This window comes from Streptomyces sp. NPDC029216 (genome assembly GCF_040648015.1).
Taxonomy (GTDB): domain Bacteria; phylum Actinomycetota; class Actinomycetes; order Streptomycetales; family Streptomycetaceae; genus Streptomyces.
Genome location: NZ_JBEZWL010000179.1, coordinates 1 through 13,735, shown reverse-complemented (window position 1 = coordinate 13,735; position 13,735 = coordinate 1). Strand labels below are relative to the sequence as shown.

Annotated in this window: 17 protein-coding genes; 7 read left to right on the top strand and 10 right to left on the bottom strand. The window is 75.2% G+C overall.

The window, feature by feature from the left end; all coding sequences use genetic code 11:
- Nucleotides 1-40: 40 nt before the first annotated feature.
- Nucleotides 41-223: a CsbD family protein gene (locus AB0F18_RS35200; RefSeq protein ID WP_362068296.1), complete on the bottom strand. Its 183-nt coding sequence runs from the start codon at nt 221-223 to the stop codon at nt 41-43.
- A gap of 166 nt (nt 224-389) precedes the next feature.
- On the opposite strand from AB0F18_RS35200, the gene AB0F18_RS35195 reads away from it, so the two are divergent.
- Genes AB0F18_RS35195 through AB0F18_RS35180 form a run of 4 tightly spaced genes read left to right on the top strand, consistent with a single transcriptional unit; the run spans nt 390 to nt 2,289 of the window.
- Nucleotides 390-545 (top strand): DUF6131 family protein, encoded by a 156-nt coding sequence (locus AB0F18_RS35195; protein WP_362068293.1) that lies wholly within the window; start codon nt 390-392, stop codon nt 543-545.
- Between the two features lie 33 nt (nt 546-578).
- The gene (locus AB0F18_RS35190) at nt 579-1,259 is read left to right on the top strand and encodes a hypothetical protein (protein ID WP_362068290.1); all 681 of its coding nucleotides are present in this window, start codon (nt 579-581) and stop codon (nt 1,257-1,259) included.
- Complete coding sequence (locus AB0F18_RS35185; RefSeq protein ID WP_362068287.1) at nt 1,256-1,516, top strand: hypothetical protein; 261 nt, start codon at nt 1,256-1,258, stop codon at nt 1,514-1,516. The genes AB0F18_RS35190 and AB0F18_RS35185 overlap by 4 nt, the downstream gene beginning before the upstream one ends.
- Nucleotides 1,513-2,289, top strand: a complete 777-nt coding sequence (locus AB0F18_RS35180; RefSeq protein WP_362068284.1) for a metallophosphoesterase — start codon at nt 1,513-1,515, stop codon at nt 2,287-2,289. The genes AB0F18_RS35185 and AB0F18_RS35180 overlap by 4 nt, the downstream gene beginning before the upstream one ends.
- A gap of 59 nt (nt 2,290-2,348) precedes the next feature.
- On the opposite strand, the gene AB0F18_RS35175 is transcribed toward AB0F18_RS35180, so the two are convergent.
- On the bottom strand, nt 2,349-3,314 hold the full coding sequence (locus tag AB0F18_RS35175) for an LLM class F420-dependent oxidoreductase (RefSeq protein ID WP_362068281.1): 966 nt from the start codon (nt 3,312-3,314) through the stop codon (nt 2,349-2,351).
- Nucleotides 3,315-3,440: 126 nt separating this feature from the next.
- Between AB0F18_RS35175 and AB0F18_RS35170 the strand changes: the two genes are divergently transcribed.
- Complete coding sequence (locus AB0F18_RS35170; protein WP_362068278.1) at nt 3,441-4,667, top strand: cytochrome P450; 1,227 nt, start codon at nt 3,441-3,443, stop codon at nt 4,665-4,667.
- A 120-nt stretch (nt 4,668-4,787) separates the two neighbouring features.
- Here AB0F18_RS35170 and AB0F18_RS35165 read toward each other — a convergent pair whose 3' ends face one another.
- The 7 genes from AB0F18_RS35165 to AB0F18_RS35135 all read right to left on the bottom strand — a co-directional run bounded on the left by AB0F18_RS35165 (nt 4,788) and on the right by AB0F18_RS35135 (nt 11,326).
- Complete coding sequence (locus tag AB0F18_RS35165; RefSeq protein ID WP_362068275.1) at nt 4,788-5,024, bottom strand: hypothetical protein; 237 nt, start codon at nt 5,022-5,024, stop codon at nt 4,788-4,790.
- A gap of 83 nt (nt 5,025-5,107) precedes the next feature.
- Nucleotides 5,108-6,328, bottom strand: a complete 1,221-nt coding sequence (locus AB0F18_RS35160) for a glycosyltransferase (RefSeq protein WP_362068272.1) — start codon at nt 6,326-6,328, stop codon at nt 5,108-5,110.
- Nucleotides 6,325-7,125, bottom strand: coding sequence for a MerR family transcriptional regulator (locus AB0F18_RS35155; RefSeq protein ID WP_362068269.1), 801 nt, complete (start codon nt 7,123-7,125; stop codon nt 6,325-6,327). The genes AB0F18_RS35160 and AB0F18_RS35155 overlap by 4 nt, the downstream gene beginning before the upstream one ends.
- A gap of 85 nt (nt 7,126-7,210) precedes the next feature.
- Entirely contained in the window at nt 7,211-8,107 is an 897-nt protein-coding gene (locus tag AB0F18_RS35150; protein ID WP_362068266.1) for a LysR family transcriptional regulator, read from the bottom strand.
- A gap of 184 nt (nt 8,108-8,291) precedes the next feature.
- The gene (locus AB0F18_RS35145) at nt 8,292-9,305 is read right to left on the bottom strand and encodes a WYL domain-containing protein (RefSeq protein WP_362068263.1); all 1,014 of its coding nucleotides are present in this window, start codon (nt 9,303-9,305) and stop codon (nt 8,292-8,294) included.
- Between the two features lie 87 nt (nt 9,306-9,392).
- Nucleotides 9,393-9,905, bottom strand: a complete 513-nt coding sequence (locus AB0F18_RS35140; protein WP_362068260.1) for a GNAT family protein — start codon at nt 9,903-9,905, stop codon at nt 9,393-9,395.
- Between the two features lie 29 nt (nt 9,906-9,934).
- Complete coding sequence (locus AB0F18_RS35135; RefSeq protein ID WP_362068257.1) at nt 9,935-11,326, bottom strand: PQQ-binding-like beta-propeller repeat protein; 1,392 nt, start codon at nt 11,324-11,326, stop codon at nt 9,935-9,937.
- Nucleotides 11,327-11,416: 90 nt separating this feature from the next.
- Between AB0F18_RS35135 and AB0F18_RS35130 the strand changes: the two genes are divergently transcribed.
- The gene (locus AB0F18_RS35130; protein WP_362068255.1) at nt 11,417-11,749 is read left to right on the top strand and encodes a YnfA family protein; all 333 of its coding nucleotides are present in this window, start codon (nt 11,417-11,419) and stop codon (nt 11,747-11,749) included.
- 102 nt (nt 11,750-11,851) lie between these two features.
- Nucleotides 11,852-12,739: a TIGR03619 family F420-dependent LLM class oxidoreductase gene (locus AB0F18_RS35125; protein WP_362068252.1), complete on the top strand. Its 888-nt coding sequence runs from the start codon at nt 11,852-11,854 to the stop codon at nt 12,737-12,739.
- Nucleotides 12,740-12,826: 87 nt separating this feature from the next.
- Here AB0F18_RS35125 and AB0F18_RS35120 read toward each other — a convergent pair.
- Nucleotides 12,827-13,735 (bottom strand): NACHT domain-containing protein (locus tag AB0F18_RS35120; RefSeq protein WP_362068250.1); only part of this gene is annotated, 909 nt, incomplete at its 5' end.

Below are 13,735 nucleotides of genomic sequence, written 5' to 3'. Positions count from 1 at the left end.
CACGGCGTACGCATACGCCGTGCCCGCCACGAGGGTTCGGTCACCGGTTGGCGTCGTGGATCTTCCTCATCCGGGCCGCCGCGTCCGCCGCGGACTCCTCCATGCGGCCTTCCGCCTTCTGCACCTTGCCCTTCATCTCCATGTCCTTGTCGTCGGCCATCGAGCCGATCTCTTCCTTCGCCTTGCCCTTGAGCTGCTCGGCCTTGCCCTTCATCTTGCCCATGATGGACCTCCCGCTAGGGGTACCGACTGCCTCGCGGCTACCCGGAATGCGGCCGCTCATGCTCCGCGGGAACGCCCGTCGGCGGGCACCCGGCACGCATGCATGAAGGAGCGCGATCGTGGTAGACGCAGGGAGTCCCCCGTCCGAAAGGGGTCAGGAGGTACTCATGATTATCCTGGGCGTCATTCTGTTGATCATCGGGTTCTTGACCGGGATCTCGATCATCTGGACGATCGGCGTCATCCTCGTCGTCATCGGCCTCGTGCTCTGGGTGCTGGGCGCCGTCGGGCACGCCGTGGGAGGACGGAGACACTACTGGTGACCGGCCGCAGTCCGAGGCACACCGTGCGACGTCGTGAGACCCCGGCCCCCTGCCTCCCCGGCGGCCACCCGCCGCCGGGGGGCCCGGGGTCGGCCCAGCACGACGAGAACCCGCTGCCTGAGGACCATACCCAGGCGATCCTGGAGACCACCAAGCGGGTGGCAGCGCTGCTCAAGCGCACCGGGCGCCCCTTTCGCCCTCGCCGGCAGCGTCGCCGCCTTCGCGCACGGGCTCCCCGCCACCTTCCAGCACGACACCGACTTCTGCGTCCGCCCCGAGGACGCCGAGGAGGCGGTCAAGGCGCTGGAAGGCGGCGGTATCGCCATGCGCCGCGCCCCCGAGGACTGGCTGGTCAAGGGAAGCTCGGGCGGTGAGGAGATCGACCTGATCTTCGAGCTGGCCCGCCGCCCGGTGAGTACCGCGCTCCTGCAGCGCGCGACCGTCAGGGCGGTGGACTCCGTGTGGATGCCGGTCCTGTCCCCCACCGACCTGATGGACAGCCGCCTCGCCGCGCTCTGCGAGCACTACTGCGACTTCGGCGACCTGCTGCCGATGGCCCGCATGCTGCGCGAGCAGATCGACTGGGACCGGCTCGACCGCGACCACCGCGACTCCCCGCTGGCGGATGCCTTCCTGCACCTGCTCGCGACGCTCCGCGTCATCGACCGCACGGACGTGAACGGCCGCCCGGAGAGGAAGGAGAACGGCCCGTGAACACGGCCGAGATCATGGACTACCGCATCGAGCACCTGCGCGAGCGCCTCGCGCACGAGGACGCCGCCGAGCTCGGCGTGCGGATCGAGGCGCACGGCGCCCGGGCCGTCCTCAGCGGCCGGGTCACCGACGACGAGGCCCGGGCGGCCGTCCTGCGCATCGCCGGGGAGGCACTCGACGGCCTCGACTGGTACGAGGACCTCACCGTGTGCCGGCCCCAGGCGCCCTCCCCCGGGCAGACGGAGGACGTGTCGTGACCCGCGTCGCCGCCGTCGGGGACATCCACCTGGGGCCCGACAGCGCCGGGCTGCTGCGGCCCGCCTTCGACACCCTCGGCGACTGCGCCGACCTGCTGTTGCTGGCCGGCGACCTGACCCGGCACGGCACGCGCCGGGAGGCGGGGGTGGTGGCGCGGGAGGTGGCCGGCCTGCCGGTGCCGGTGGTCGCGGTGCTCGGCAACCACGACTACGAGAGCGGCGAGGAGCAGGCCGTCGCCGAGGAGCTGCGCACCGCGGGCGTATCGGTCCTGGAGGGCGAGGGCGTCCTGCTCCACCTGGACGGGACCGAGGTCGGGGTGGCGGGGACCAAGGGGTTCGGCGGGGGCTTCGCCGGGCGCAGCGGCAGCGAGTTCGGGGAACAGGAGATGAAGGCGTTCATCGGGTACAGCCGGTCCTGTGCGGAGGGCCTCGGGCGGGCGCTGCGCGGACTGTGTTCCGAGCTGCGCTCCTCGGACAGCGGGCTGTGCATCGCGCTGACGCACTACGCGCCGGTGCCGGACACCCTGGCGGGTGAGCCGGCGGAGATCTTCCCGTTCCTCGGCAGCTACCTGCTGGCGGAGGCCGTGGACACGGAGGGCGCCGACCTCGCGGTGCACGGGCACGCCCATCTCGGGGCGGAACACGGTATGACCGCGGGCGGTGTCCCGGTCCGCAACGTCGCGATGCCGGTCATCGGCCGGGCCTTCGCCGTGTACCGCCTCGCGCCGCGCCCCAGGCCGGCCGCCGGGGCGGGCGGCGGGGATCCCGGCTGACCGTCCGTGCGGTACCGGCGGCCGGACCCGTACCGGCCGCCGGCTTCGGGGTTCCCGCTTCAGAGTTCCCGCAGGGCGGGCAGCAGTTCGGACGCGGCCCAGTCCAGGAAGGGAACCTGGCGGTCGCCGCCGATCTGCACGAGGGCGACCTCCGTGAACCCCGCGTCCGCGTAGGCGCGTACGGCCTCGACGACGGCGTCGACGTCGTCGCCGCAGGGGATGGTGTCGGTGAGGTCCTCGGGGCGCGTGTGACGGGTGGCGGCCGCGAAGCCGGCCGGGCCGGGAAGCTCCGCGTTGACCTCCCAGCCGCCCGTGGCCCAGCGGAACTGGTCGTGGGCGCGGGCCACCGCCGCGTCGCGGTCGGTGTCGTAGGAGAGGGCGACCTGTCCCACGCACGGCTTGCCTTCGCCGCCGTTCGCGGCGAACGAGGTCACGAGGCCGCCGTCGGGTGCGACGGCGACGAGGAGGTCTCCGTACCGTCCGGCGATCTCGCAGGAGCGGGGTCCGGAGGCGGCGATGCCCAGCGGGGGCGGCTCGTCGGGGAGGTCCCAGAGCCGGGCGTCGTCGACGTCGAAGTGGGCGCCGTGGTGGCTGAGGGTCCCGCCCGCGAGGAGGGAGCGGATGATGCCCACGGCCTCCTCGAACATCTCCAGGCGGACCTCCGCGGAGGGCCAGCCCGCGCCGATGACGTGCTCGTTGAGGTTCTCGCCGGACCCGAGGCCCAGCCGGAAGCGCCCGCCGGAGAGCAGCTGCATCGTGGCGGCCTTCTGCGCGACGACCGCGGGGTGGTAGCGGAACGTCGGGCAGGTCACGAACGTCATCAGCGGTATCCGCTGCGTGGCCTGGGCCGCGGCGCCCAGGACGCTCCAGGCGTAGGGCGCGTGTCCCTGGGAGTCGAGCCAGGGGAAGTAGTGGTCCGAGACGACGGAGAAGTCGAACCCGGCCCGCTCCGCGCCCACCAGGTGGTCGACGAGGTCCCGGGGGCCGGCCTGCTCGGTCATCATCGTGTATCCGATCTGCACCATGCCCGGCGCCTTGCCGCTGCCGCCCGCCCGAAACGTGTGCCGGCCGTGTGCGGTCTTCCGGGCGGGGCGGGGGTCGGGCAGGATGGCGCGGCGAGGCGGGGGGCCGGGCGGGGGCTGGAGGGGTGCGTGGGGGCTGGGCGGGAGCAGGGGCCGCGGGATGCGTGGTACCGGGACCCGTATCCGCTCTACGAGCGGGCTCGGCGGGCCGAGGGGCTGCTCCACGTGCCCGAGGCCGACGCGTGGCTGGTGGCGCGGGACGAGGACGTACGGGAGGTGCTGCGGCGGGCCGGGGACTTCTCCTCCGCCAATGCGCTGCTGCCCGACGTCGCGCTGTCGGAGCCGGCGCTCGGGGTGCTGGCGCGGGGGTTCGGGCCCCGGCAGACCGTCCTCTCCTCCGACGGGGCCGTCCACCGGCGCCACCGTGCGCCGCTCAACCGGGCGTTGTCCCGCGCGCGGTCGGCGGCGCTCCTGCCGTACGCGCGGCAGTGCGCGCGGGAGCTGGTGGCCGAGGTCGCCGGGGCCGGCGGCGCCGAGCTGGTGGCGGCGTACGCCCGGAGGCTGCCCGGGCTGGTGGTGGGGCGGCTGATCGGGCTGGACCCGGCGGACGTGCCGGCCGCCGTGCACGGCGGGTACCGGGTCGAGGAGCTGCTGTTCCGCCCGCTGTCCGCACCGGAGCAGGTGGCCGCCGCCGAGGACGTGGTCGCCCTGCAGCGGCTGCTGGACGGGTACGTGCTGGAGCGCAGGGCGCGGCCCCGGGAGGACCTGTGCTCGGATCTGGCCGCGGCCGCCGCCCCGGCGGGCGCCGAACTCGGCGTCGAGCAGCGGCACGAGCTGGTGGCGCACCTGCAGAACCTGCTGATCGCCGGGTTCCTGACGACCGGCGCGCTCATCGCCACCACACTGCTGCACCTGCTCGCCGACCGGCGGCAGTGGCAGCTGGTGTGCGCCGATCCGGCGCTCGTCCCGGCGGCGGTGGAGGAGGGGCTGCGGTTCGACACGGCGGTACAGGCGTTCCGCCGGGTCACGACACGGCCGGTGGAGCTCGCCGGGACACGGCTGCCCGCCGGCACCGCCCTGCTCGTGGCGTACGCGTCGGCCAACCGTGACGGGCGGCGGTACGAGGACGCCGACTCCTTCGACGTCCGCCGGCCGGGCAACCGGCAGCACCTGGCCTTCGGACACGGCCCCCACGCCTGCCCGGGCTCACACCTGGCCCGCGGCCAGCTCCGGGCCACCCTGGAGATCCTCACCGAGACCCTGCCGGGTCTACGACTGGACGGCAGCCGCCCCGTTCCGCAGATGCGGCCGACCCTCATCCACCGCTCCCCGGAGGCCCTGTACGTGACGTGGTGAGCCTTCCGGGCGCGAAGACGCTGCCGTCGAGGCGGATGGGCGGCCAGTGGAGGGCGACGTCCTCGGCCCGCGCGGTCACCGCCACCCCGGCCTCGCCGGGCGGGCGCGTTCCGTCAGGGGTCAGTGGAGGTTCCAGGTGAACTTTCCGCCGCCGACCCAGCGGACCTCGTCCAGGTCGTCGAGGTCGTGGATGGTGATCCCCGCCTCGGCGGCGACCAGCAGTACGTCCGTCATCGACCTCGCCCTGCCGACGAACTCCCCGTCGAGCTCGACGATGCGGAAGGGCGGCTCGCCCGGCTGGACGCCGAGGACGGTGATGCGGGCCGGGGACATGTGCGGTACCGATCCTTCAGTCATGGGAAGACGGTTCCACGACGTGGCCGGTGACGGGCGCGGCGACACGTTTTCGACGGGGCGATCCGCCGCCCGGGGCTCCCCCCTCACCGCCGGAGGGCCAGCCCCTCGACGGCCTCGACGACCCGGGCCGCCCCGTCCTCCGACCGCAGCTGCCGGGCGGCCGCCCGGGCGGCCCGGGTGTACGTCTCCTGCCGCACCACCCGGTCGAGGGCGTCGGCGAGCGCTTCGGCGGTGAGGGAGCCGAAGGGGACGGGCTCGGTGGCGGCGCCGAGTGCGGCGAGGCGGCGCGCCCAGAACGGCTGGTCCGCCGTCACGGGGACCGGCACCGCCGGGACGCCGGCGCGCAGCGCGGCCGCCGAGGTGCCGGCCCCGGCGTGGTGGACCACCGCGGCCAGCCGGGGGAAGAGGAGGGCGTGCGGGACGTCCCCGACGGTGAGGACGTCCGGACCGCAGGCGGCCGCCGGCCCGGCGCTGCCGCTCTGGAGGATGCCGCGCAGTCCGGCACGGCGCAGGGCCCGTACGGCGAGCTCGCCGAGCCGCTCCCGCTCACCGGCGGCCATGCTGCCGAAGCCGATCAGGACCGGCCGGGGGCCGGCGCCGAGGAAGTCCTCCAGGTCCGCGGGCAGGCGTGCGGACGCGTCGACGTGGGGCCACCAGTTGCCCACCACTTCCAGGCCCGGCCGCCAGTCGGAGGGGGCCGGTACCAGGGCCGTGCTGCAGCCGTGCAGGACGGGCCAGTGCGCCCGTTCCTGCCGTCGGCGCATGGCGGAGGCCGTGAGCGGGGGCAGCCCGAGGCGCTCGCGCAGCCGGGCGACGCCCTGCTCGCTGATCCGGTCGGCCATGCGGAGGGCGAACCGTCCGGCCGCTCGGTTGCCGAACCGGCCCAGTGAGCGGGCGCCGGTGACGACCGGCGGGAACGCGCCGGTGGGAGCGGTCGGCTGGAGGTACACGCCGAGGGCGGGGGTGCCGGTGGCCTCGGCGAGGTGCCAGCCGAGCGGGGCCGTGGTGGTGGACAGCAGGAGCAGGTCCGTGTCCTCGTCCACGACGTCGGCGAAGCCCTGGCCCAGTTCGGCGAGGAAGGCGGACGCGGTGCGCATCAGCTCACGCCGGTCGGTGACGTCGCCGCGCGCCCGGGTGTCGCCGGGCAGGGCGCGGAAGTCGAGGCCGGCGGCGCGGACGAGGGGTGCGAAGGGGGCGGTGGCGGCCAGGGCGACGTCGTGGCCGGCGGCGCGCAGGGCTGCGCCCAGGCCCGTGTAGGGGTCGACGTCACCGCGCGATCCGGCGGCCGCGATCAGTATCTTCATGGTTTCTCTCCCGTGTCGGCGGGGCCGTCCGTGCGGCGGGCCGCGTTGGCGTGGACGGCCTTGCAGAGGTAGGCGGCGAGGCCCCGGCGCTGCTGCGGGGGCGGTACGACGAGGGCGAAGGCGCGGGGGTCGGCGAGGAAGTCGTCCGCGATGCGCCGGTGCGTGTCGGGCGGGCAGGAGGTGAACCACCGGGAGATGTGCAGCCGGTGCTCTTCGGCGAGGTCCATGGCCCGTTCTCCGCCGCTCGGCTCCCCCTCGTCGAAGGCGGTGAGCAGCTCCGCGCGCCAGGCGGCGGCCTCGCGCATGAGCAGGCGCCAGTCCTCCTTGGTGTGGGCGGCCGCCCGGGCCATGGCCTCGCGGCCGCCCTCCGAGGCGGTCCACTTCCGCTCCGTCTGGGCGGCGTAGCTGAGGTCGAAGGTGATCTCCCCGAAGACCTCGAAGCGTTCCCGCGGGGTCAGCGGGACCCCCGTCCGCTGGACCTCGATGGCCCGTCCGGCGACCTCGGCGAGCTGCTGCAGCCGGGCGATCTCCTCGCCGAGCTGCCGCTGGCGGGCCTGCAGGTGCTCCAGGGCGTTCGCCTGTGGGTCCTCCAGGATCGCGGCCGTGTCCTCCAGGGTAAAGCCGAGTTCGCGGTAGAAGAGGATCTGCTGGAGGCGTGCGAGGTCGGCGTCGTCGTAGAGCCGGTAGCCGGCGTGGCTGCGGCTGCTCGGGGAGAGCAGACCGGCCTTGTCGTAGTGGTGCAGCGTACGCACCGTCACTCCGGCGAAAGCCGCGACCTGTCCCACCGAGTAGCTCATCCACCTGCCCTTTCGTCGGAGTTCAGCTTCAACCCTGACGTGGGGGGAGGGTCAACTCGGCGCAGGGGGACGGCCGCCGGGCGGTTCAGGGGCGGCCGGGGGCGCAGCTCTCGGTGACCGTGTCGGCGAAGGCGCGGGCGAGGGGGGTGAGGGCGTCCCAGCGGCGGACCGCCCAGCCGACCGGGAGCGGGGGCAGGGCGGGTACGGGGATCAGCCGCAGCGGCCCGTCGGCCGGTGCCCGCAGCCCCGGGACGGCCGGTACGACGGTGTGCCCCAGGCCGAGTTCGGCGAGCAGGAGCGCGGTGTCCCAGTCGGCCACGCTGGTGTCGGAGCCGACGCGGACCCCGAGTTCGGTGAAGGCCGCGTCCAGGTGGGCGCCGGAGAGGGAGTTGGGCGGGAGGCGGACCAGGCGGAGGTCCGTGAGGTCGGCGGGTTCGAGGGCGGGCCGGGCGGCGAGCGGGTCCTCGGCGCGGACGGCGAGGACCCAGGGCAGGTCGACCACGGGGCGCTGCTCGATGCCGGGCACCGGTGGGCCGATGGTGATCCAGGCCAGGTCGAGGGTGCCGGCCAGGAGGGCGTCGAAGCAGCGGCGGCTGGAGGTCTCGGTGCGGAATTCCAGGCTCACCTGCGAGTGGCGCCGCCGGAAGCCGACGATGGCCTCGGCCATGAAGTGCCGGACGGTGGCCCCGCCGGTGCCGACGTGTACGGATCCGCCCTCGCCGTCGGCCAGTTCGCGGAGCCGGCGCAGCGCCCCGTCCAGGCCGCTGATGCCTTCGGCGGCGGCCTCGTGGAGGATGCGTCCGGCCGCGGTGGGCACGACGCCGCGCGGGCGGCGTTCCAGCAGGCCCACCCCGGTCTCCCGCTCCAGCCGTTTCACGTGCTGGCTCACTGCCGACTGGGTACAGCCCAGCTCCCGTGCCACGCCGCTGAGGCTTCCCGTGCGGCACACGGCCACGAACACCCGTAGATCGTCCAAGGTCACAAAACCCAAGCTAGCGCTTGGGGTTGGGCAAGGAAACCCCAGGATTGACTGGCCCCCGGGAGGGCGGCAGGATCGTGTGTGGGCCCAGGCGGCAACCTGTCCGGCGTCCGCGACCGGTTCCGGAGCCGGGCGCGGGTGCCGGACGGGTGCCGACCACTCCAACTGCACGGCACCGCATCACACTTCACTCCATCACTTCACCCGCGTCGCCACCTCCGGCCGTCCGCGTGGCCGCCATGGCGCGGCGGGCGGCGCGGCGGAGGTGGGCGACGACCTCCGGGTCCGCGTCGAGGGTGTAGTCGGCGTCGAGGCCGGCCAGGGTGCGGGCGATGCGCGGAAGCCGGTCGTCGGAGGCGTCGACGCGGCAGGTGGTGTCGTCGAGGGGAGTCAGGCGGGTGGCCAGGCCCGGTACGAGTGCGCGGATCCGGTCGGCGGGGGCCTGGACGACGGCGACGGCACGGTAGCGGGCGGGAGCGGCGGAGAGGCGGGCGGCGACGTACGCGGCGGCATCACCTCCGGGCACCGGGCGGGGCGGGACCCGCCGGCCGGTGGGGACGGCGCCGGTGATCCGGTCGAGCCGGAAGAGGCGCCAGTCGTCCCGGTCGGTGTCGTGGGCGAGGAGGTACCACAGCCCGCCGGAGGCGACCAGATGGCAGGGCTCGGCGCGGCGGCGGACGGCCGCACCGGCGCCGGCGGAGTGTCGGGCGGTGTAGTCGAAGCCGATGACCTCGTGGTCACGGCAGGCCACGGCGAGGAGCGCGAGCAGGGCCGGATCGGCGCGCGGCCCGCGCCCCGCCTCCCAGTCGATGCCGGCGAGGGCGCTCTGGAGGGCGGCGGCCTGGCCGCGCAGCCGGCGCGGCAGGACCTGTTCGAGCTTGCCCAGGGCCCGCAGGGCGCTCTCCTCCACACCGGACAGCCCGCTCCCGGCGGCGGTGCGCAGGGCCACGGCGATGGCGACGGCCTCCTCGTCGTCGAGGAGCAGGGGCGGCAGCTCGGCGCCGGCGGCCAGCCGGTAGCCGCCGGCGTGGCCGCGGACGCTGTCCACGGGGTAGCCCAGCTCGCGCAGCCGGTCGATGTCGCGGCGCACGGTGCGGACCGTCACCTCCAGGCGTCCGGCGAGGTCCGCGCCGGACCATTCCCGCCGGGTCTGCAGGAGGGAGAGCAGCCGCAGCATGCGGGCGGTCATATTGCTCGTCATGCGCTCCATGATGCATGTGTCAAAGGACACCCCCTGTCCTCAATCCCGCCTGCCTTGAGGAGGTCTGAGCCGGACCCCGGCGGGCGGTCAGCGCAGGAGTTCGGGGGCCAGGAGGTCCATCAGGAGGCCGTCGTGCCAGGTTCCGTCCGGCCCGCGCTCGTACTGCCGCATGGTGCCGACGGGCCGGAAGCCGACCTTCTCGTAGCAGCGGATCGCCGCGGCGTTGTCGGCCGCCGGGTCGATGACGAGGCGGTGGTAGCCGCGGTCGTCGACCAGGTGGACGGCGAGGGTGCGGACGGCGTCGGTGCCCAGGCCGGCGCCGTGGACGGCGGGGTCGAGGAAGAGGTCGATGCCGGCGTGCCGGTAGTCCGGTTCCTCCTCGGCGTGCCACTGGATCATGCCGATGATCCGCTGCCGGTGGCAGACGGTGAGGCAGACCGTATCGGCGTCCTCGACGTCGGCCGCGATCTCCGCTTCGAGATCGTCCCCACCCCGCCACCGGGCGCGGACCTCGGGGGTGGCCCGGATCGCGGCCAGGGCGGGGACGTCTTCGGTGAGGGTGGGGCGCAGGACGACGAAGGCACCTCGCAGCACGGTCATGGTCCGGAAGGGTATGCGACGGGGCGCGGTCACCAGCCGAGGACCGGAGTCACGTCGAAGATCGGCGGGAGCGCGCCGCCCGGGTCCAGGTTGACGAAGGTGCTGCCGTACCGGGCCGCCGCCTCGCCCAGGGGGAGGTCGCGCAGGACGGCCGGTTCGCCGGCCGGGGTGCCGGTGCGGGGGTCCAGGTCCCACAGGTGCGTGTAGGAGCCCTGGGAGACCACCTCGATGCGGCCCGTGCCGGTGTCGCTCAGGGTGCGCACCGTGTAGTCGTGGCCGAGGGAGCGGCGCCACAGGGGCCGGCCGTCCGTCAGCGAGAACGCGGCCAGGACCTCCCGCTTCTCCCGTTCCGGGACCGCCACGACCAGGACCTCGCCCAGCACGAGGCGGCGCCCGTCCGCCGACGGGACGTACTCCGTCCGCGCGTCGGGGAGCGGGCGGCCCGAGCCGTCGTGGAGCAGGAGGCGGCCGCCCGCGATGACGGCGGCCGTCGGGCCGGCCGACACGAGGCGCGGCGGGTCGATGCCGGCCGGGAGCGGGGTCTGCCCGGTGCGGGTGCCGGTGCGCGGGTCCAGTGCGAGGAGTTCGCTGCCCGCGGCGGAGCGGGCTATGGCCAGGACGCGGTCCGGGCCGGCCAGGAGGTCCGTGACGGCGGCGCCGGCCGGGAGCGGTGAGCGCCAGCGTTCGGCGCCCGTGCGCAGGTCGCGGGCCACGACGGCGTCGGCCGTGCCGGTCACGGCGAGGGAGCCGGCCACGGACATGCCGCCCGACGGGTCCGGGACGTCCGCCGCCCACAGCTCCAGGCCCGACGTGAGGTCCACCGCCACGACGCGGCTGCCGCAGGGGCCGCCGCCCGCGTAGCCGAGGAGGCCGGTGCGGGAGGCGGGCTGCGGGCTCATCGCGCAGACCTGCGCCCCGTCGGGGGGCGTGCCGATGCTCCAGCCGTGGCGGCCTTCGCCGTTGTACTCGGTCACACCGTCCGTACGGACCCGGATCACGGAGCCGGCCTCCTGCCCCCAGGAGCCCAAGGGCCTGCCGGCGGCCGGGCCCTCCGGAACCTGGTAGCTGAAGAGGACCAGGAGCGGACCGCGCAGCCAGGAGAAGCCCTGCCAGGCCGGCACGAGCGCGGCGAAGGAGACGACGACGGCCACCGCCCAGCCACCGAGCGACCGGTACGGGCGGCCCCGCAGCGCCGCCCACCACAGCAGGCCCGCGCCCGCCGCGGCGCCGAGCGCCCACAGCACCAGCGGGCCCAGCCCGCGCGGACAGCCGCCGGCGCTGCAGGCGTCCTCCGTCATGTCGACCAGGGTCAGCTTCACGCACAGGACGGCGTACAGCAGCGCCACGGCGGTGAGCGTGCACGCCGCGACGAGCCGCACGGCCCCCAGCAGCCGCGCCGTCAACGACGGCCTGTCGTTCATGGATTCCCCCGCCTGCCGAAACGCCCGCCGTCCGGCGAGGCCGCGACCGCTGTTAGTTTCGGGCTTTCTCCGTCTCTGGAAGTGGTTGACGTGCTCATTGTCCGCTCGGTTGCCCTGTTCGCCGCAGCCGCCCTGTTCGAGATCGGTGGGGCCTGGCTGGTCTGGCAGGGGGTGCGCGAGCACCGGGGCTGGGCGTGGATCGGTGCGGGGGTGATCGCCCTGGGCGTCTACGGGTTCGTCGCGACCCTGCAGGAGGACGCGAACTTCGGCCGGATCCTGGCCGCTTACGGCGGGGTGTTCGTGGCGGGGTCGCTCGCCTGGGGCATGGTCCTCGACGGGTACCGCCCCGACCGGGCGGACGTGATCGGGGCCGTCATCTGCCTCCTGGGCGTGGCGGTGATCATGTACGGGCCACGCGGTTAGGGTACGGACACCCCCTGGCCGCCCCGCGCGCCGGAGTCCGCACGCCACGCCGGGCGGCCGCAAACCTTCGGCACGCGGCCGCGACCGGCCGAGACTGGCCCGATGGACCTTGGAATAGCCCTGCCCCAGTACGGCAGCCACGCCCGCCCCGAGTGGATCGTGCCGTTCGCGCGGCAGGCCGAAGAGGCCGGCTTCGACTGGCTTTGGGTCGGCGACCGCTCCCTCGCGCCGGTCGCGCCCAGCGACCTCTACCCCGGCCACACCGCGGAGAACCCGTACCCGCCCGGGTTCCGTACCTTCCTCGACCCGCTGACGGTGCTGACCGCCGCCGCCGGGGCGACCAGCCGGGTCCGGCTCGCGACCAGCACCCTCAACGCCCCCTGGTACCCGCCGCTGCTGCTGGCCCGTACGCTCACCACGCTCGACGTGATCAGCGCGGGCCGGCTGGTCGCCGGGCTGGGCCTCGGCTGGCTGCGCGACGAGTACACCGCGGTCAACGCCGACTTCGCCCGCCGCGGCGCCCGGCTGGAGGAGATCCTCGACATCCTGAGCGGCTACTGGACCGAGGAGGTGTTCGGCCACGAGGGCCCGCACTGGTCGATCCCCGAGTCCTACGTCGGCCTGCGCCCGGCCCGGCCCGGCGGTCCGCCCGTGCTGCTCGGCGGCCTCTCCCCCGCCGCCATGCGCCGGGTCGGCCGCCGCGCCGACGGCTGGGCCGGGGTGCTGCTGCCGCCGGACATGGAGGCGGGGCTGTGGGACGTGGCCCGGAGCGCCGCCGAGGAGGCGGGCCGGGACCCCGGGCTGCTGAGCCGTCACATCCGCCACAACGTCAGGCCCGGCAGCGGCGCCGACGAGATCGCCGCGGCCCTCGACGGCGTACGGGCCTCCGGCGCGGACAGCGCCTTCATCGACCTCCAGCAGTGCGTCGCCGGGCCCGCCGAGGCCCTGGAACTCGGGATCAAGGCGCTGGAGCGGCTGCGGGCGGGCTGACGGACCGCCCGGCCGGCCCGGACACCGCCGGGCCTGCGGGCCGGGCCGACGGGGGCGGGCTGCCCCGTCGGCCCGCCCGACCGGACGTCAGACGGCCACGGCACGGCCCGCCGTGGCCTGCGCCCGGGGCTCCACGTAGCGCAGCGCGCGCAGGTCGCGGGCGAGACGGCGCAGATCGGCCTCGTCCGTGCGGCAGCCCACGGCCATGCCCGGGCACAGGGCGCGCAGGCGCCGCAGCTCCGCGACGCACTTGGGCCGGTCCGGCTCCGGCACCTCGTCGAGTCCGTCCAGCACCGGGAGCAGCAGGTGCCGCTCGAGCCAGCTGCGGACGAGCACCCCCGAGACGCTCTTGTAATCGCGGGTGAGCGCCGACGCCAGCCATTCCTCGACGGGTTCGCCGCGGTAGGTGTCCAGCCGCAGGTACACCGGGAGGTACGGGGGCTGCCGGTCGTCACCGCCCTCCAGGGCCTCCTCGGCCAGCCGGTGGGCGAGCCGGGCGAGCTGCGTGGTCTTGCCCAGGCCCGGCCGGCCCAGCAGGACGAGGTCGTCCAGGGCTCCGTAGAGGGCGCGGACGCTGGTCACCCGGGTCGGTACGGGTACCAGTTCGGTCCGCCGGTGCCACCTGCCCCGGCGCCGGGCGCCGGGGTTTCCGTCCTCCGCCTCGGTGAGGATCGCGAACCGCGGTTCGAGGTAGTGGTGGACCTCGGCGCGCGCGAAGTCGGTGCCGGCCCGGCCCAGGACCTGTTTGACCAGCCGGCGCCGCATCCTCACCTCCTCCGCGTCCCGGCGGGCGCGCACCGGCCAGGCGAAGACCGCGACCGTCCAGGTCAGGGCGGCCCACAGGAACCGGTGCAGGGGGTAGCGGCGCAGGGCCGTCCCGGGACCGGACAGGGGTACGGACGGGCCGGCCGCGCCCGGGCCGTCGTCGTCCGGCCCGCCGTCGTCCAGCCCGGGGAGCGGCGGGGGCGCCGGCTCCGGGTCGGGGGCCTCGGCGGC